This is a genomic window from Paracoccus sp. TD-10 (genome assembly GCF_048270675.1).
Lineage (GTDB): Bacteria > Pseudomonadota > Alphaproteobacteria > Rhodobacterales > Rhodobacteraceae > Paracoccus > Paracoccus pantotrophus.
This window is the reverse complement of sequence record NZ_CP182418.1, coordinates 1,783,622-1,799,503: the sequence shown is the minus strand read 5'-3', so window position 1 is coordinate 1,799,503 and position 15,882 is coordinate 1,783,622. Positions and strand designations below refer to the sequence as shown.

At 67.1% G+C, this 15,882-nt stretch carries 17 protein-coding genes and 1 pseudogene; 17 read left to right on the top strand and 1 reads right to left on the bottom strand.

Going from position 1 to position 15,882, the window contains the following annotated elements; all coding sequences use genetic code 11:
- Nucleotides 1-40: 40 nt before the first annotated feature.
- The 7 genes from ACNKFW_RS08925 to ggt all read left to right on the top strand — a co-directional run bounded on the left by ACNKFW_RS08925 (nucleotide 41) and on the right by ggt (nucleotide 8,635).
- Nucleotides 41-367: a DUF2849 domain-containing protein gene (locus tag ACNKFW_RS08925; RefSeq protein ID WP_024843178.1), complete on the top strand. Its 327-nt coding sequence runs from the start codon at nucleotides 41-43 to the stop codon at nucleotides 365-367.
- Nucleotides 360-2,024 carry a nitrite/sulfite reductase gene (locus tag ACNKFW_RS08920; RefSeq protein WP_024843177.1) on the top strand — a complete coding sequence of 555 codons (1,665 nt, stop codon included), beginning with the start codon at nucleotides 360-362 and terminating at the stop codon, nucleotides 2,022-2,024. Before ACNKFW_RS08925 ends, ACNKFW_RS08920 begins: the two co-directional genes overlap by 8 nt.
- A complete protein-coding gene (locus ACNKFW_RS08915; RefSeq protein ID WP_024843176.1) occupies nucleotides 2,017-2,748 on the top strand; it encodes a phosphoadenylyl-sulfate reductase in 732 nt (243 codons plus the stop codon). The genes ACNKFW_RS08920 and ACNKFW_RS08915 overlap by 8 nt, the downstream gene beginning before the upstream one ends.
- Nucleotides 2,745-3,116: a DUF934 domain-containing protein gene (locus tag ACNKFW_RS08910; RefSeq protein WP_147428183.1), complete on the top strand. Its 372-nt coding sequence runs from the start codon at nucleotides 2,745-2,747 to the stop codon at nucleotides 3,114-3,116. The genes ACNKFW_RS08915 and ACNKFW_RS08910 overlap by 4 nt, the downstream gene beginning before the upstream one ends.
- A 55-nt stretch (nucleotides 3,117-3,171) precedes the next feature.
- On the top strand, nucleotides 3,172-4,008 hold the full coding sequence (locus ACNKFW_RS08905; RefSeq protein ID WP_024843174.1) for a ferredoxin--NADP reductase: 837 nt from the start codon (nucleotides 3,172-3,174) through the stop codon (nucleotides 4,006-4,008).
- 125 nt (nucleotides 4,009-4,133) lie between these two features.
- Nucleotides 4,134-6,689, top strand: coding sequence for a type I DNA topoisomerase (topA, locus tag ACNKFW_RS08900; protein ID WP_147428182.1), 2,556 nt, complete (start codon nucleotides 4,134-4,136; stop codon nucleotides 6,687-6,689).
- A gap of 206 nt (nucleotides 6,690-6,895) precedes the next feature.
- Complete coding sequence (ggt, locus tag ACNKFW_RS08895; RefSeq protein WP_208852071.1) at nucleotides 6,896-8,635, top strand: gamma-glutamyltransferase; 1,740 nt, start codon at nucleotides 6,896-6,898, stop codon at nucleotides 8,633-8,635.
- Here ggt and ACNKFW_RS08890 read toward each other — a convergent pair.
- Nucleotides 8,629-8,976, bottom strand: a complete 348-nt coding sequence (locus tag ACNKFW_RS08890; RefSeq protein ID WP_024843171.1) for a DUF488 domain-containing protein — start codon at nucleotides 8,974-8,976, stop codon at nucleotides 8,629-8,631. The two genes, ggt and ACNKFW_RS08890, sit on opposite strands and share 7 nt — an antisense overlap.
- A gap of 368 nt (nucleotides 8,977-9,344) precedes the next feature.
- On the opposite strand from ACNKFW_RS08890, the gene ACNKFW_RS08885 reads away from it, so the two are divergent.
- From ACNKFW_RS08885 to ACNKFW_RS08840, 10 genes and pseudogenes are all read left to right on the top strand, one after another.
- Entirely contained in the window at nucleotides 9,345-9,710 is a 366-nt protein-coding gene (locus ACNKFW_RS08885; RefSeq protein WP_011748536.1) for an NADH-quinone oxidoreductase subunit A, read from the top strand.
- Entirely contained in the window at nucleotides 9,701-10,234 is a 534-nt protein-coding gene (locus ACNKFW_RS08880) for a NuoB/complex I 20 kDa subunit family protein (RefSeq protein WP_024843170.1), read from the top strand. Before ACNKFW_RS08885 ends, ACNKFW_RS08880 begins: the two co-directional genes overlap by 10 nt.
- A 3-nt stretch (nucleotides 10,235-10,237) precedes the next feature.
- Nucleotides 10,238-10,864 (top strand): NADH-quinone oxidoreductase subunit C, encoded by a 627-nt coding sequence (locus ACNKFW_RS08875; RefSeq protein WP_418024127.1) that lies wholly within the window; start codon nucleotides 10,238-10,240, stop codon nucleotides 10,862-10,864.
- Between the two features lie 52 nt (nucleotides 10,865-10,916).
- Complete coding sequence (locus tag ACNKFW_RS08870; protein WP_024843168.1) at nucleotides 10,917-12,155, top strand: NADH-quinone oxidoreductase subunit D; 1,239 nt, start codon at nucleotides 10,917-10,919, stop codon at nucleotides 12,153-12,155.
- Nucleotides 12,155-12,853, top strand: a pseudogene (gene nuoE, locus ACNKFW_RS08865) (NADH-quinone oxidoreductase subunit NuoE); the annotation flags it as partial. The gene ACNKFW_RS08870 and the pseudogene nuoE, both read left to right, overlap by 1 nt.
- Before the next feature lie 45 nt (nucleotides 12,854-12,898).
- Nucleotides 12,899-13,522 (top strand): hypothetical protein, encoded by a 624-nt coding sequence (locus tag ACNKFW_RS08860; RefSeq protein WP_114669314.1) that lies wholly within the window; start codon nucleotides 12,899-12,901, stop codon nucleotides 13,520-13,522.
- On the top strand, nucleotides 13,522-13,785 hold the full coding sequence (locus tag ACNKFW_RS08855) for a DUF5337 domain-containing protein (protein ID WP_024843165.1): 264 nt from the start codon (nucleotides 13,522-13,524) through the stop codon (nucleotides 13,783-13,785). Before ACNKFW_RS08860 ends, ACNKFW_RS08855 begins: the two co-directional genes overlap by 1 nt.
- A 4-nt stretch (nucleotides 13,786-13,789) precedes the next feature.
- On the top strand, nucleotides 13,790-15,085 hold the full coding sequence (gene nuoF / locus ACNKFW_RS08850; protein WP_024843164.1) for an NADH-quinone oxidoreductase subunit NuoF: 1,296 nt from the start codon (nucleotides 13,790-13,792) through the stop codon (nucleotides 15,083-15,085).
- Nucleotides 15,086-15,256: 171 nt separating this feature from the next.
- The gene (locus ACNKFW_RS08845; RefSeq protein ID WP_024843163.1) at nucleotides 15,257-15,655 is read left to right on the top strand and encodes a DUF5333 domain-containing protein; all 399 of its coding nucleotides are present in this window, start codon (nucleotides 15,257-15,259) and stop codon (nucleotides 15,653-15,655) included.
- Nucleotides 15,656-15,663: 8 nt separating this feature from the next.
- On the top strand, nucleotides 15,664-15,804 hold the full coding sequence (locus tag ACNKFW_RS08840) for a hypothetical protein (protein ID WP_155984335.1): 141 nt from the start codon (nucleotides 15,664-15,666) through the stop codon (nucleotides 15,802-15,804).
- Nucleotides 15,805-15,882: the final 78 nt, after the last annotated feature.

The following is a 15,882-nucleotide window of genomic DNA, read 5'->3' as shown; positions in this document are numbered from 1 at the left end:
TTTTCTATATAGATGCCAGAGGAAACGAAAGGCAAAGGCCATGTCCAAAGGCTTCACCCCATCCCCCGCGACCCCCGGCGTCATCACCGCGAATGACCTGCGCATGGGCCATTGCGTGTGGATGCGCGATGGCAAGTGGACCGCGGACCCCCGCGAGGCCGAGCTGTTCGAGGACGAGGCCATCGCCGAACTGGCGCTGCTCGACGCAACCTCTCAGGCCCATCTCGTCGTCGGCCCCTACCTGGTCGAGGCGAAGCGCGGCGCCGACGGCCGCCCCGAGCCGGCCCATTTCCGCGAGGCGTTCCGCCGCAGCGGCCCGACCCACAAGCATTTCCAGCAAGCCGAGTTCGAGGCCAGCAATGTTTGACGCGCGTCCCCAGCACAACGACCAGCATCGCGAATACCTGCGCCACCGCACGCAGCAGTTTCGCCAGCAGGTCCAGCGCCGCCTGGACGGCAGCCTGACCGAAGAGGAATTCCGGCCGCTGCGGCTGAAGAACGGCGTCTACCTGCAGCTGCATTCCTACATGTACCGGGTGGCGATCCCCTATGGCGCGCTGACCCCGGACCAGCTGCGCATGCTGGGCCATGTGGCCGAACGCTGGGACCGCGGCTATGGCCATTTCACCACCCGCACCAATATCCAGTTCCACTGGCACAAGCTGGTCGACATCCCCGATTCCATGGAGGCGCTGAACTCGGTCGGCATCCACAGCATCCAGACCTCGGGCAACACCATCCGCAACGTCAATGCCGACGCTTTCGCCGGCGCTGCCGACGACGAGCTGGAGGATCCGCGCCCCTGGGCCGAGCTGATCCGCATCTGGTCCACCGACCATGCCGAGTTCCAGTTCCTGCCGCGCAAGTTCAAGATCTCGGTCTCGGCCGGCAAGCAGGACCGCTCGGCGGTCTCGGCCTATGACATCGGGCTGCGCATCGTCGAACAGGACGGCGCGCGCGGCTTCCAGGTCTGGGTCGGCGGCGGGCTGGGCCGCACGCCCTATCTGGGCCAGGTGATCCGCGATTTCCTGCCGCAGGCCGACCTGCTGCCTTACCTGGAGGCGATCCTGTCGGTCTACAACCTGACCGGCCGGCGCGACAACAAGTGGAAGGCGCGGATCAAGATCACCGTGAACGAGCGCGGCCTCGACGTGTTCCGGGCCGATGTCGAGGAAGAGTTCAAACACCGCCGCCGGCAGTTCTCGGGCCTGGACCAGGAGATCCTGCGCGAGTTGCGCGCCCGGTTCGCGCCGCCGGAATTCCGCGATGCCCCGGTCGAGGGCTATGAGGCGGCGCGTGCCGCGAACGGCGCCTTCCGGGCCTGGACCGACAGCAACCTGCATCCGCACCGCGTTCCGGGCTATGCCAGCGTCATCGTCACGCTGAAGGCGCCGGGCGCCACGCCGGGCGACATGAGCGCCGAGCAGATGCGGCTGGTCGCCGACCTGGCCGAGCGGCTGGCCCATGGCGACATCCGGGTGAACCACGACCAGAACCTGGTGCTGCCGCATGTGCGCAAGGCCGACCTGCCCGAGCTTTACGCCGCGTTGCGCCAGGCGGGGCTGGCCACGGCGAATTTCGGCAAGATCACCGATATCATCTCCTGCCCCGGCATGGATTACTGCACCCTGGCCACCGCGCGCTCGATCCCGATCGCGCAGGACATCGCCGCGCATTTCCGCGCCCGCGGCCTGGAGGACGAGATCGGCGAGATGAAGATCCGCATCTCGGGCTGCATCAACGCCTGCGGCCATCACCACCTGGGCCATATCGGCATCCTGGGCCTGGACCGGGCCGGGGTCGAGAACTACCAGATCACGCTGGGTGGCGACGGCTACGAGACCCCGACCCTGGGCCAGCGCGCCGGCGCCGGCTTCCCGGCGGACGAGGTGGTGCCGGCCATCGACCGGCTGATCGACGCCTACCTGGAACTGCGCGAATCGCCCGAGGAGCGTTTCATCGACGCCTATCGTCGCCTGGGGGTGGCTCCGTTCAAGGCGGCGCTGTATCCGGCCGATGCTTGATCAGGCGCTGGATGCCCGCGCGGCGCGGCTGAACGACCGCTATCGCCACCACGCGGCGACCGAGGTGCTGCGGCGCGCCCTGCGCGACCCCGACCTGGGCTCGACCACGCTGGTTTCCAGTTTCGGGGCGGAATCGGTGGTGCTTCTGCACATGGTCTCGGTGGTGGCGCCGGGGACGCCGGTGTTGTTCATCGACACGATGATGCTGTTCCAGGAGACGCTGGACTATCAGCTGGAAGTGACGGAACGGCTGAAGCTGACCGATGTGCGGGTGATCCGCGCCACCGAGCGCGAGGTGGCGCTGAACGACCCGGACGGCACGCTGCACCGGTTCAACACCGATGCCTGCTGCGATTTCCGCAAGACCGTGCCGCTGGAGCGCGAGCTGTCCAGGTTCGACGCCTGGATCACCGGCCGCAAGCGCTTCCAGGGCGGCGAGCGCCAGCAGCTGGAGTTCTTCGAGGCCGAGCCGCCGTCGCGGCTGCGCATCAACCCGCTGGCCCATTGGCGTCCGCAGGACGTCCAGGACTACATGGCCGAGAACAACCTGCCGCGTCACCCGCTGGTCGCCAGGGGCTATGCCTCGATCGGCTGCGCGCCCTGCACCTCGCCGGTCAAGCCGGGCGAAGACCCGCGCGCCGGCCGCTGGCGGGGCAGCCAGAAGACCGAATGCGGCATCCATTTCATCGGCGGGCGCATGGTCCGCACAGGAGCGAAGGCATGAGCGATTTCATTCTGGTCCGCGATGACGGCTTCCACCCCCATGACGGGGTCGAGCCGGTCACCCTGGCGCCCGATACGAGCCTGGCCGATCTCGAGTCCTATCTGGCGCATGACCTGATCGCCATCGACTTTCCGGCCATGACCGACGGGCGCGGCTTCTCGCTGGCCCGCATGCTGCGCCAGAAGGGCTACAAGGGCCGGCTGCGCGCCGTGGGCAAGCTGATCGCGGACCAATATGCCATGGCCCGCCGCGTCGGCTTCGACGAGGTGCAGATCCCCGCCGCGCTGGCCGAGCGCCAGCCGCAGGACCAATGGCTCTATCGCGCCGATTGGCGCGACTGGGACCATCGGTCGCGGCTCGCCGGCTGAAACCTGGGGTTTCGCCCCGTCCTCCCATGCATTAGATAGACCGGGAATCCCGAACATGACACTGGATCTTTCCGTGGACCTTGCCGCCAAACCCGCCAAGACGTTGCCCGACGCCCAGACCGTGACCTCGGTCAGGCACTGGACGGACCGGCTGTTCTCGTTCCGGGTGACGCGGCCGGCCAGCCTGCGCTTCCGCTCGGGCGAATTCGTGATGATCGGTCTGCCGGACGACAACGGCAAGCCGATCCTGCGCGCCTATTCCATCGCCTCGCCCAACTGGGACGAGGAGCTGGAATTCTATTCGATCAAGGTGCCGGACGGGCCGCTGACCTCGCGGCTGCAGAACATCCAGCCGGGCGACCAGATCATCCTGCGCCCCAAGCCTGTGGGCACGCTGGTGCTGGACGCGCTCCTGCCCGGCAAGCGGCTGTGGTTCCTGGCCACCGGCACCGGCATCGCGCCCTTTGCCAGCCTGATGCGCGACCCCGAGACCTATGAGCGCTACGAGCAGGTGGTGATGATGCATACCTGCCGCACCGCCGACGAGCTGGCCTATGGCCGCGAACTGGTCCAGAACCTGCGCCACGACCCGCTCTTGGGCGAGCTTTACGGCGAGGAATTCGCCAGCCGGCTGCTGTATTACCCGACGACGACGCGGGAAGCGACGCAATACACGGGCCGGATCACCGACAACCTGACCTCGGGCAAGGTGTTCGCCGACCTGAACCTGCCGCCAATGGATGCGGCAAATGACCGCGCCATGATCTGCGGCAGCCTGGCCTTCAACACCGATGTGAAGGCGGTACTGGAAGGCTTCGGCCTGCGCGAGGGCGCCAACAGCGATCCCAAGGAGTTCGTGGTCGAGAAGGCCTTCGTCGGCGACGGCATCTGACGCCGCAGCCGGGGGCTTTGCGCCCCCGGACCCCCGCAGGATATTTGGACAAGAAAGAAGCCCGGCGTTGACAGTTCGCCGGGCGACGCCCATGTTCCGGCGCCGAATCAAGCGAAGGAATCTTCATGCCCGTCGTCGTCGTTGAATCACCGGCCAAGGCCAAAACGATCAACAAATACCTGGGCGACGACTATACGGTTCTGGCCTCGTTCGGGCATGTGCGCGACCTGCCGCCCAAGGATGGCAGCGTCGATCCCGAGGCGGATTTCGCCATGAAATGGGAAGTGGCCTCGGAATCCAGGAAGCACGTCAAGGCGATCAAGGATGCGCTGGCCTCGGACCCGAAGCTGATCCTGGCCACCGACCCCGACCGCGAGGGCGAGGCGATCTCCTGGCACCTGCTGGAGACACTGGCGCCGGCGCTGAAGAAGGGCGCCGAGGTCAGCCGCGTCACCTTCAACGCCATCACCAGGAATGCCGTGACCGAGGCCATGGCCAATCCGCGCCAGATCGACCAGCCGCTGGTCGATGCCTATCTGGCGCGCCGGGCGCTGGACTACCTGGTCGGCTTCAACCTGTCGCCGGTCCTGTGGCGCAAGCTGCCGGGCGCCAAGTCGGCGGGCCGGGTGCAGTCGGTCGCCCTGCGCATCATCGTCGACCGGGAAATGGAGATCGAGGCCTTCAAGGCCCGCGAATACTGGTCGGTCCATGCCCGGCTGGCGACGCCGCGCGGCGACGAATACGATGCGACCATGACTGTCTTCGGCGGCAAGAAGCTGGAACGCTTCGACATCGCCACCGAGGAGCAGGCGAAGCTCGCCGTGGCCGCGATCACCTCGCGCGACCTGAGCGTCGCCAGCGTCGCCGCCAAGCCCGCCAGCCGCAATCCCTGGCCGCCCTTCATGACCTCGACCCTGCAGCAGGAGGCCAGCCGCAAGCTGGGCCTTGGCGCCCGGGCCTGCATGTCGGCGGCGCAGCGGCTCTACGAGGCGGGCCACATCACCTATATGCGGACCGACGGCATCGACATGGCGCCCGAGGCGGTGATGGCGGTGCGCGATGCCATCAAGGCGCGGTTCGGGGCGGAATACCTGCCGAAATCGCCGCGCATGTACAAGAACAAGGCCAAGAACGCGCAGGAAGCGCATGAATGTATCCGGCCGACCGACATGATGCTGTCGCCGGACCGCCTTCCTGTCGCCGACAAGGACCAGAAGGCGCTTTACGACCTGATCTGGAAGCGGACCCTGGCCAGCCAGATGGAATCGGCCCGCATGGAGCGCACCACGGTCGAGCTTGCCTCGGCCGACGGGCAGGTGGGCCTGCGCGCCAATGGCCAGGTGATGCTGTTCGACGGCTTCCTGCGGGTCTATGATCAGGGCCGCGACGACGAGGAGGACGAGGACGGCCGCCGCCTGCCGCTTATCCACGAGGGTGAGACGGCCGATAAGCGCGCGGTCACCCCCGAGCAGCATTTCACCCAGGCCCCGCCGCGCTATACCGAGGCCACGCTGGTCAAGCGCATGGAGGAACTGGGGATCGGCCGGCCCTCGACCTATGCCTCGATCATCGGCACGATCCAGGACCGCGACTATGTCCGCAAGGAGCAGAACCGCCTGATCCCCGAGGACAAGGGCCGGCTGGTCACCATCTTCCTGCAGAAATACTTCCCGCGCTATGTCAGCTACGACTTCACCGCCAACCTGGAGGGGGAGCTCGACGACATCTCCTCGGGCGAGCGCGCCTATCGCGAGGTGTTGCGCCGTTTCTGGCGGGATTTCACCGCCGCGCTGGAGGGCACCAGCGAGCTGCGCATCTCCGAGGTGCTGGAGGCGATCGACGAGGCGCTGGCGCCGCATCTCTACCCGCCGCGGCCCGACGGGTCGGATCCGCGCGAATGCCCGCTGTGCCACAAGGGACGGCTGCATCTGAAGACGGCGCGCTCGGGCGGGGCCTTCATCGGCTGCTCGATGTATCCCGATTGCCGCTTCACCCGGCCTATCAGCAGCCCGGATGCCGATATGGTGGGCGATACCGTGCTGGGCGTGGACCAGGGCGACGAGATCAGCCTGAAGAATGGCCGCTTCGGGCCTTACGTCCAGCGTGGCGAGGCGACGGCTGAACAGCCGAAGCCGCCACGCGCCTCGATCCCCAAGGGCTGGGATCTGGCCTCGGTCGACCTGGAGCGGGCGCTGGCGCTCTTGTCGCTGCCGCGCGAGATCGGCCTGCATCCCGAGGACGGCGTGCCGGTCGAGGCCGGCATCGGCCGCTACGGCCCCTATGTGAAGCATGGCGCGAAATACGCCAACCTGCCGGACGTGGACGAGGTCTTCACCATCGGCATGAACCGCGCGGTCGAGGTGCTGGCCTCGAAGCAGGTGCGGGGCAGGGCGGCTGCCGCCGCGCCGTTGGCGGAACTGGGCGAGCATCCCGAGGGTGGGCCGGTGCAGGTGATGAGCGGCCGCTATGGCCCCTATGTCAAATGGGGCAAGGTCAATGCGACGCTGCCCCGTGACCTGGAGCCCGGCGCGGTCACGCTGGAGCGCGCGCTGGAGTTGATTGCCGAGAAGGCCGCGAAATCCGGCAAGAAACCGGCGAAGAAGGCTGCCGCGAAAAAGCCCGCCGAAAAGAAGACCGCTGCCAAGAAGCCGGCTGCGGCCAAGGCGAAGAAGGCCGGCTAAGACGCCCGGCTGCGCGGCTGCGTCATGGGTATTTGAGGAACGAAGAAGCGGCGATTGCGCTGAAAATCGGGCGCTGCACGGGTCTTCTCTGTTCTTCAAATACCCATGACACGAGCGGGACGCTGGCGCGGCGCCGCGGTTTTGGCTTTTTGATCCGAGCCGTTCTGCTGCTAGGCTCGACCCGCAAGGGTTGAGTGGAGGGCGCCATGAAGGAACGAATCGTGGGGATGGGGCGGGTGTCGGCCGTCGTGCTGGCCGGCTGCATCGCATTTCCAGCGGCGGCGCAGGAGGCCGCGATCTTCGACGTGATGGACCGGATCCATCCGGTCTGGGCGGAAAGCGGCATGGTCTCGGCGCAGGAGCGGCTGGCAGCCGAGATCGGCCGCGACATCATGGCCCAGGGCGGCAACGCGGTCGACGCGAGCGTGGCTGTGGCCTTTGCCCTGGCCGTCACCCTGCCGCGTGCCGGCAATATCGGCGGCGGCGGCTTTATGCTGGTCCATGATGCCGAGACCGGCCAGACCCATGCCATCGACTATCGCGAGATGGCGCCGCAGGGTGCCTCGCGCGACATGTTCCTGGACGCGGCGGGCGAGGCCGACAGCGAGAAGTCGCTTTACAGCGGCGCGGCCTCGGGCGTGCCGGGGACGGTGGCGGGGATGAAGCTGGCGCTGGACAAATACGGCAGCATGGACTGGGCCGAGGTCATCGCCCCGGCGATCCGGTTGGCCGAGGAGGGGATCACCGTCACCCCGGAGCTGGCCGACAGCATCGAGGCCGAGCGCGAGCATCTGGAGAAGTTTCCCTCGAGCGCCGCGATCTTCTTCAAGGAGGGTGGGGCGGCCTATCGGCCCGGCGACCGGCTGGTGCAGGCCGATCTGGCCGCGACGCTGAAGAAGATCGCCGCCGAGGGGCCGGACGGATTCTACAAGGGCGAGGTGGCCGAGGCCATCGTCCGCGCGGTACAGGAGGCCGGCGGGCTGATCACCGTCGAGGACATGGCCGCCTACAAGCCTGTCGAGCGCGAGCCGGTGCGCGGCAGCTATCGCGGCCATGACATCGTCTCGATGCCGCCGCCCTCGTCCGGCGGGGTGCATCTGATCCAGATCCTGAACGCGCTGGAAGGCTATCCGATCGGGGCGCTGGGGCAGAACTCGGGCGAGACGATCCACCTGATGGCCGAGGCGATGAAGCTGGCCTATGCCGACCGCTCGGAATATCTGGGCGATCCGGATTTCGTTGAGGTGCCGGTGGCGGCGCTGACCAGCAAGGATTACGCGGTCGAGATGCGCCGCAAGATCAGCGCCGATTTCGCCACGCCCTCGGTGATGATCAAGCCGGCCGATCTCGCGCCCTACGAATCCGACCAGACCACGCATTTCTCGGTGGTGGACAAGCAGGGCAACGCGGTCTCGAACACCTATACCATCAACCTGAATTACGGATCGGGCCTGGTGGCGGCGGGCACCGGCGTCCTGATGAACAACGAGATGGACGATTTCTCGGCCAAGCCGGGCGTGCCCAATGCCTTTGGTCTGGTCGGGGGCGATGCCAATGCGGTCGAGCCGGGCAAGCGTCCGCTGTCCTCGATGACCCCCACCATGGTGCTGAAGGACGGCAAGGTCTGGCTGGTTACCGGTTCGCCCGGCGGTGCGCGGATCATCACCACGGTCCTGCAGGTGGTGATGAACATGATCGACCACGGCATGAACGTGGCCGAGGCCTCGACCGCGCCGCGCATCCATCACCAGTGGCTGCCCGACGAGCTGCGGGTGGAAGAGGGCATCAGCCTGGACACCATTCGCATCCTGCAAGGCAAGGGGCATGGCGTCGCGGTCAAGGAGGCGATGGGCTCGACCCAGTCGATCATGCGCGACCCGGCGACGGGCACGCTTTACGGCGCCTCGGATCCGCGCCGGCCGGACGCGGCGACGCTGGGCTACTGAGCCAGGTAATCGCGCAGGGCGACGGCATTGTTGTGCTCGGTGTCCCTGGCGCCGTAGAGCAGCGTCACCGGGCCCTTGCGGATCAGCGCCCGCAGCTCGCGCAGGGATTCGGGATTGGCATCCAGTTCCGCAGCATAGCGGCGGCGGAACTCGGGCCATTTCTCGGGGTCGTGTCCGAACCAGTGGCGCAGGTCGTCCGAGGGCGCGATGTCCTTGAGCCAGAGATCGGCCCCCAGCGTCTCGCGGCTGATCCCGCGCGGCCAGATACGGTCCACCAGCACCTTGCGCCCCTCATGCGGACGGGGCGGATCATAGGCGCGGCGGAGAAAGATGTCGGTCATGGCAAGCCTCTTTTGCAAGGGAAATTCCCGGACGGCCCGGCGGGTTCCCTGCCGGTCGCCGGGGGTTCCGCGCGGGCGGGACCATGGTTTCTCGGGGCGGCGATCCGGCAAGGGCGGTGCCGGCGGGTGTGGGCCGTCCTTGCGGGCATGGGCAAGGGGGGCGGGCTCGCGCCGGCAGGAAAACCGACTGAAATACCCCGCGATCCGGCGCCGGGGCGCGCGGTTTTGTCGCGTTGCAGGGGGCGCAAAGCCGGCCTGACGCCGGGTGGCACCGTTGACCATATCCGCGACCGGGGATAAACGGACCTTAGCCAAACCCATCGCGGGACGCCAGTCGGGTTCCTGCGAGCGAAAGGGAGCCCAACCCAGTGGAATACCTGCTGCAAGAATACCTGCCGATCCTGGTTTTTCTGGGAATGGCCTCGGCGCTTGCCATCGTGCTGATTCTGGCGGCCGCGGTCATCGCCGTGCGCAACCCGGACCCGGAAAAGGTCAGCGCCTATGAATGCGGCTTCAACGCCTTCGACGACGCGCGGATGAAATTCGATGTCCGTTTCTACCTGGTGTCGATCCTGTTCATCATCTTCGACCTGGAAGTCGCGTTCCTGTTCCCCTGGGCGGTCAGCTTTGCCAGCCTGTCGGACGTGGCTTTCTGGGGCATGATGGTGTTCCTGGCGGTCCTGACCGTGGGCTTTGCCTATGAATGGAAGAAGGGGGCGCTGGAATGGGCGTGATGACCGGATTGAATACCGCCGGTGCCGACCGCGACGTCGCCACGGCCGAGCTGAACCGCGAGTTGCAGGACAAGGGCTTCCTGCTGACCACGACCGAGGACATCATCAACTGGGCCCGCAACGGCAGCCTGCACTGGATGACCTTCGGCCTGGCCTGCTGCGCGGTCGAGATGATGCAGACCTCGATGCCGCGCTATGACCTGGAGCGTTTCGGCACTGCGCCGCGTGCCTCGCCGCGCCAGTCGGACCTGATGATCGTCGCGGGCACGCTGACCAACAAGATGGCGCCGGCGCTGCGCAAGGTCTATGACCAGATGCCCGAGCCGCGCTATGTCATCTCGATGGGCAGCTGCGCCAATGGCGGCGGCTACTATCACTATTCCTATTCGGTGGTGCGCGGCTGCGACCGCATCGTGCCGGTGGACATCTATGTTCCCGGCTGCCCCCCGACCGCCGAGGCGCTGCTCTACGGCATCCTGCAACTCCAGCGCCGCATCCGGCGCACCGGCACGCTGGTGAGGTGAGCCATGTCCGAAGCCCTCTCTGACGCCGCCCTGCTGGAACTGGCCGAGCATATCGCGCTGCGCCGCGGAAACGACGTGATCTCGACCCAGGTCGCCTTCGGCGAGCTGACGGTGAACGCGACGCTCTCGGGCGTGATCGGCCTGATCGAGTTCCTGCGCAACGATCCGAACTGCCGTTTTTCCACGCTGATCGACATCACCGCTGTGGACAACCCGGCACGGCCGGTGCGCTTCGACGTGGTCTATCACCTGCTGTCAATGTATCAGAACCAGCGCATCCGGGTGAAGGTCCAGGTGCGCGAGGACGAGCTGGTGCCCAGCCTGACCGGCGTCTTCCCCGGCGCCGGCTGGTATGAGCGCGAGGTCTTCGACCTGTTCGGCATCCTGTTTTCGGGCCATGCCGACCTGCGCCGCATCCTGACCGATTACGGCTTCCGCGGCCATCCGCTGCGCAAGGACTTTCCCACCACCGGCTATACCGAGGTGCGCTGGAGCGACATCGAGAAGCGGGTGGTCTACGAGCCGGTGAACCTGGTTCAGGAATACCGCCAGTTCGACTTCCTGTCCCCCTGGGAGGGCGCGAAATACGTGCTTCCGGGCGACGAGAAGGCGCCGGAGGCGAAGAAGTGACCGCAGCCGCGCAGCCTGCCTGCGCGCCACGCATCGGATTTGAGGGCTGACCATGGACGGCGACATCCGCAAGAACAGCTATGACGACGGCTCGATGGACGCCCTGACCGGCGAGCAGAGCATCCGCAACTTCAACATCAACTTCGGTCCCCAGCACCCGGCCGCCCACGGCGTGCTGCGCATGGTGCTGGAGCTGGACGGCGAGATCGTCGAACGCGCCGACCCGCATATCGGCCTGCTGCACCGCGGCACCGAGAAGCTGATGGAGAGCCGCACCTATCTGCAGAACCTGCCCTATCTGGACCGGCTGGACTATGTGGCGCCGATGAACCAGGAACATGCCTGGTGCCTGGCGATCGAACGGCTGACCGGCACCACGATCCCGCGCCGCGCCAGCCTGATCCGGGTGCTTTACTCGGAAATCGGCCGCATCCTGAACCACCTGATGGGCATCACCACCGGCGCCATGGACGTCGGCGCGCTGACCCCGCCGCTCTGGGGTTTCGAGGCGCGCGAGGAGCTGATGATCTTTTACGAGCGCGCCTGCGGGGCGCGGCTGCATGCCGCCTATTTCCGCCCCGGCGGGGTGCATCAGGATCTGCCGCCCGACCTGCTGGACGACATCGAGGAATGGTGCGAGCGTTTCCCGAAGCTGGTCGACGACCTCGACACGCTGCTGACGGAAAACCGCATCTTCAAGCAGCGCCTGGTGGATATCGGCATCGTGACCGAGGACGATGCGCTGGACTGGGGCTATACCGGGGTCATGGTGCGCGGCTCGGGCCTGGCCTGGGATCTGCGCCGCGCGCAGCCCTATGAATGCTATGACGAATTCGACTTCCAGATCCCGGTCGGCAAGAACGGCGACTGCTACGACCGCTATCTGTGCCGCATGGCCGAGATGCGCGAATCCTGCAAGATCATGCAGCAGGCGGTCCGCAAGCTGCGCGCCGAGCCCGCGGGCGACGTGCTGGCCCGCGGCAAGCTGACGCCCCCCAAGCGCGCCGAAATGAAGCGCGACATGGAAAGCCTGATCCATCACTTCAAGCTTTACACCGAGGGCTTCCGGGTTCCGGCCGGCGAGGTCTATGCCGCCGTCGAGGCGCCCAAGGGCGAGTTCGGCGTCTACCTGGTCGCCGACGGCACCAACAAGCCCTGGCGCGCCAAGCTGCGCGCGCCCGGTTTTGCGCATCTCCAGTCGATCGACTGGATGTCGCGCGGTCACATGCTGGCCGACGTTCCGGCGATCATCGCCACGCTCGACATCGTTTTCGGAGAGGTTGACCGCTGATGCTGCGCCGTCTGTCCCCCATCCAGCCGGACTCCTTCGAGTTCACGCCCGCCAACCTGGAATGGGCCCGCGCCCAGATGACCAAATACCCGGAAGGCCGCCAGCAATCGGCGATCATCCCGGTCCTGTGGCGCGCCCAGGAACAGGAAGGCTGGCTGAGCCGCCCGGCCATCGAATATTGCGCCGACCTGCTCGGGATGCCCTATATCCGGGCGCTGGAGGTCGCGACCTTCTATTTCATGTTCCAGCTCCAGCCGGTGGGTTCGGTCGCGCATATCCAGATCTGCGGCACCACCACCTGCATGATCTGCGGCGCCGAGGATCTGATCCGGGTCTGCAAGGAAAAGATCGCCCCCGAGCCGCATGCGCTGTCGGCGGACGGCCGGTTTTCCTGGGAAGAGGTCGAATGCCTGGGCGCCTGCACCAACGCGCCCATGGCCCAGATCGGCAAGGATTTCTACGAGGATCTGACGGCCGAGAAACTGTCGGCGCTGATCGACCGCTTCGCAGCGGGCGAGGCGCCGGTGCCGGGCCCGCAGAACGGCCGCTTCTCGGCCGAGCCGCTGGGCGGTCCGGTGGCGCTGGCTGCGCTGAAGGGCGGCGAGACCTATAACGCCAGCGTGGCGCGGGCGGTGCAGCTGGGCGACACGATCAAGCGCATCGACGGGACCGAGGTGCCGATCACGACGCCTTGGCTTGCGGCGCAGAACGGCGCCTGATCGAAGGGGAGCGGGCAGGACGCGATGGAACGGGCAGAATGCACCAGGAACTGCTGGATCTCGGCGGCGATCGCCGGGGTGGTGGTGCTGCTGTTCACCGCCGGCATCGGCGAGCTGCACTGGCTGGCCGGGCTGTTCCTGGGCGTCGTGACTTTCGTGCTGTTCGGGGCGCTGATGGTCTGGCTGGTCTGCCACGAGCGGCCCGAGCTGTTCGGGGACGGGGCAGGGCTGACCGGCACCGACTGGCAGCGCGCCGCGGTGGACCGCCAGCCCGAGACGCTGCTGGTCAGCGGCTCGTTGGGGCCCGAACCCTTCACCTCGGGCACGCAGATGCCCATCGTCGCCGGGGCGATGCCGTCGCCGGGGCCGCGGCCCGCTGCCGCCGTCAGACCCATGCCGGGTGCCGACGACCTGAAGCGGATCAAGGGTATCGGCCCGAAGATCTCGGACTGGCTGAACGCGCAGGGCGTGACGCGCTATGACCAGATCGCCGCCTGGGACGCCGCCACCGTCGCCGATTTCGCGCAGCGGCTGGGCCGGATGGGCGGGCGGATCGAGGCCGATGACTGGGTCGGCCAGGCGAAATTGCTGGCGGCGGGGGGCGAGACCGGCCATTCCCGCCGCGTCGACAGGGGCGAGGTCGGCTGATGGCCCGCCCGGCAGGACATGCGGCGTCGCAGGCGGACAGGGCCGCCGCGGCGGATGCCCGGCAGATGCGGCTGGTGGCGGTGGTGATCGCCGCGACCATGGCGCTGTGGCTGGGGGTGCAATGGCTGGGGGGCCAGCAGGGCTGGCCCGCGAAATACGCCTTTCTCGCCGATCTTGCGGCGATTGGGGCCTTGATCTGGTCGCTTTTGGTGACCTTTCGGATCTGGCGGCGGCGCAAGGCGTCCTCGCAGGGACAAGGATAAGACGATGCTGAACGATCAGGACCGGATCTTTACGAACCTTTACGGCATGGGCGACCGCAGCCTGGCCGGCGCGAAAAAGCGCGGCCATTGGGACGGCACCGCCGCGATCATCCAGCGCGGCCGCGACAAGATCGTCGAGGAGATGAAGGCCTCGGGCCTGCGCGGCCGCGGCGGCGCAGGCTTCCCGACCGGCATGAAATGGTCCTTCATGCCCAAGGAATCCGACGGCCGCCCCTCCTACCTGGTCATCAACGCCGACGAATCCGAGCCCGCGACCTGCAAGGACCGCGAGATCATGCGCCACGATCCGCATACGCTGATCGAGGGCGCGCTGATCGCCAGCTTCGCCATGGGCGCGCATGCCGCCTATATCTATATCCGCGGCGAGTTCATCCGCGAGCGCGAGGCGCTGCAGGCCGCCATCGACGAATGCTACGACGCGGGCCTGCTGGGCCGCAACGCCGCCGGGTCGGGCTGGGATTTCGATCTTTACCTGCACCACGGCGCCGGCGCCTATATCTGCGGCGAGGAAACCGCGCTGCTGGAATCGCTTGAGGGCAAGAAGGGCATGCCGCGCATGAAGCCGCCCTTCCCGGCCGGCGCGGGTCTCTATGGCTGCCCGACCACGGTGAACAACGTCGAATCCATCGCCGTCGTGCCGACCATCCTGCGCCGCGGCCCGGAATGGTTCGCAAGCTTCGGCCGCCCGAACAACGCGGGCGTGAAGCTTTTCGGCCTGACCGGCCATGTCAACACCCCCTGCGTGGTCGAGGAGGCCATGTCGATCCCCATGCGCGAGCTGATCGAAAAGCATGGCGGCGGCATCCGCGGCGGCTGGAAGAACCTCAAGGCGGTGATCCCCGGCGGCGCCTCCTGCCCGGTGCTGACCGCCGAGCAATGCGAAAACGCGATCATGGATTACGACGGCATGCGCGAGCTGAAATCCAGCTTCGGCACCGCCTGCATGATCGTCATGGACCAGTCCACCGACGTGGTGAAGGCGATCTGGCGGCTGTCGAAATTCTTCAAGCATGAAAGCTGCGGCCAATGCACCCCCTGCCGCGAAGGCACCGGCTGGATGATGCGGGTGATGGAGCGCCTGGTGCGCGGCGACGCCGAGATCGAAGAGATCGACATGCTTTTCGACGTCTCCAAGCAGGTCGAGGGCCACACCATCTGCGCGCTCGGCGATGCGGCGGCCTGGCCGATCCAGGGCCTGATCCGCAATTTCCGCGAAGAGATCGAGGACCGGATCAAGGCCAAGCGCACGGGCCGCATGGGCGCGATGGCGGCGGAGTAGGCGATGACGGCGACCGGCCCCCTTTTCCCGGCAAGGCGCCTCCCCCAGGGGGAGCGCCGGCGCCTGCGCGCGCGCCGGCCGGGCCGGATCACGGCGCCCTCACGGCTTGGTGCCGAACCTTCGGGGCGGCCGCATGTTATGGCAGGAGGCCATGACAAGGAGGCTATTGCCATGAAGCTGATCCCCGCCGCGCTGATCGCCGCGACGCTGGCTGCACCCGCCGCCGCGCTGGAGCCGCTGGCCCAAGAGAAATACATCAACGACCGGCTGATCGCCGCGCGCATCGCCGACCGCATCCGTCGCACCTGTCCCAGCATCGACGGCCGCATCCTCTATGCCTATGGCGAGGCGCGCAAGCTCAAGCGCTATGCCGAGGACAAGGGCTATTCGCGAACCGAGATCGACGCCTTCCTGGACAGCAAGGCGGACAAGGCGCGCATCTATGCCGTGGCCGAGGATTATCTGGCCCGCCAGGGCGCCAGGGCCGAAGACCCCGAGAGCTTTTGCCGCATCGGCCGGCAGGAGATCGCGCGAAATACCGTCATAGGCAGCCTGTTGGTGGCGAGATGAAGACTTGGATGAACCGGATCGGCATCGCCCTGATGGCGGCGGCAGCGGCGGCGATGATCGCCGCGGACGGCTTTGCCGCCGAGCCGGCGCTGCGGCCGGGACAGGATGGCGCCCGCGCGACCGTTCCCGTGCAGGAGGCGCAGCCATGACGCCGGGACGGATGGGATCGACAGGGCCACAGCAAACCGGGCCAGCCTTCGGCCAGCATTTACATCGCGCAAAACCTG

Excerpts from the sequence above, each read along its gene's own strand:
- ACNKFW_RS08870 (WP_024843168.1), top strand. The coding sequence starts at position 10,917 with ATGGACGGCGACATCCGCAAGAACAGCTATGACGACGGCTCGATGGAC.
- ACNKFW_RS08905 (WP_024843174.1), top strand. The coding sequence starts at position 3,172 with ATGACACTGGATCTTTCCGTGGACCTTGCCGCCAAACCCGCCAAGACG.
- ACNKFW_RS08875 (WP_418024127.1), top strand. The coding sequence starts at position 10,238 with ATGTCCGAAGCCCTCTCTGACGCCGCCCTGCTGGAACTGGCCGAGCAT.
- ACNKFW_RS08925 (WP_024843178.1), top strand. The coding sequence starts at position 41 with ATGTCCAAAGGCTTCACCCCATCCCCCGCGACCCCCGGCGTCATCACC.
- ACNKFW_RS08840 (WP_155984335.1), top strand. The coding sequence starts at position 15,664 with ATGAACCGGATCGGCATCGCCCTGATGGCGGCGGCAGCGGCGGCGATG.
- ACNKFW_RS08855 (WP_024843165.1), top strand. The coding sequence starts at position 13,522 with ATGGCCCGCCCGGCAGGACATGCGGCGTCGCAGGCGGACAGGGCCGCC.
- topA (WP_147428182.1), top strand. The coding sequence starts at position 4,134 with ATGCCCGTCGTCGTCGTTGAATCACCGGCCAAGGCCAAAACGATCAAC.
- ACNKFW_RS08860 (WP_114669314.1), top strand. The coding sequence starts at position 12,899 with ATGGAACGGGCAGAATGCACCAGGAACTGCTGGATCTCGGCGGCGATC.
- ACNKFW_RS08915 (WP_024843176.1), top strand. The coding sequence starts at position 2,017 with ATGCTTGATCAGGCGCTGGATGCCCGCGCGGCGCGGCTGAACGACCGC.
- ggt (WP_208852071.1), top strand. The coding sequence starts at position 6,896 with ATGAAGGAACGAATCGTGGGGATGGGGCGGGTGTCGGCCGTCGTGCTG.
- nuoF (WP_024843164.1), top strand. The coding sequence starts at position 13,790 with ATGCTGAACGATCAGGACCGGATCTTTACGAACCTTTACGGCATGGGC.
- ACNKFW_RS08845 (WP_024843163.1), top strand. The coding sequence starts at position 15,257 with ATGAAGCTGATCCCCGCCGCGCTGATCGCCGCGACGCTGGCTGCACCC.
- ACNKFW_RS08890 (WP_024843171.1), bottom strand. The coding sequence starts at position 8,976 with ATGACCGACATCTTTCTCCGCCGCGCCTATGATCCGCCCCGTCCGCAT.
- ACNKFW_RS08910 (WP_147428183.1), top strand. The coding sequence starts at position 2,745 with ATGAGCGATTTCATTCTGGTCCGCGATGACGGCTTCCACCCCCATGAC.
- ACNKFW_RS08880 (WP_024843170.1), top strand. The coding sequence starts at position 9,701 with ATGGGCGTGATGACCGGATTGAATACCGCCGGTGCCGACCGCGACGTC.
- ACNKFW_RS08920 (WP_024843177.1), top strand. The coding sequence starts at position 360 with ATGTTTGACGCGCGTCCCCAGCACAACGACCAGCATCGCGAATACCTG.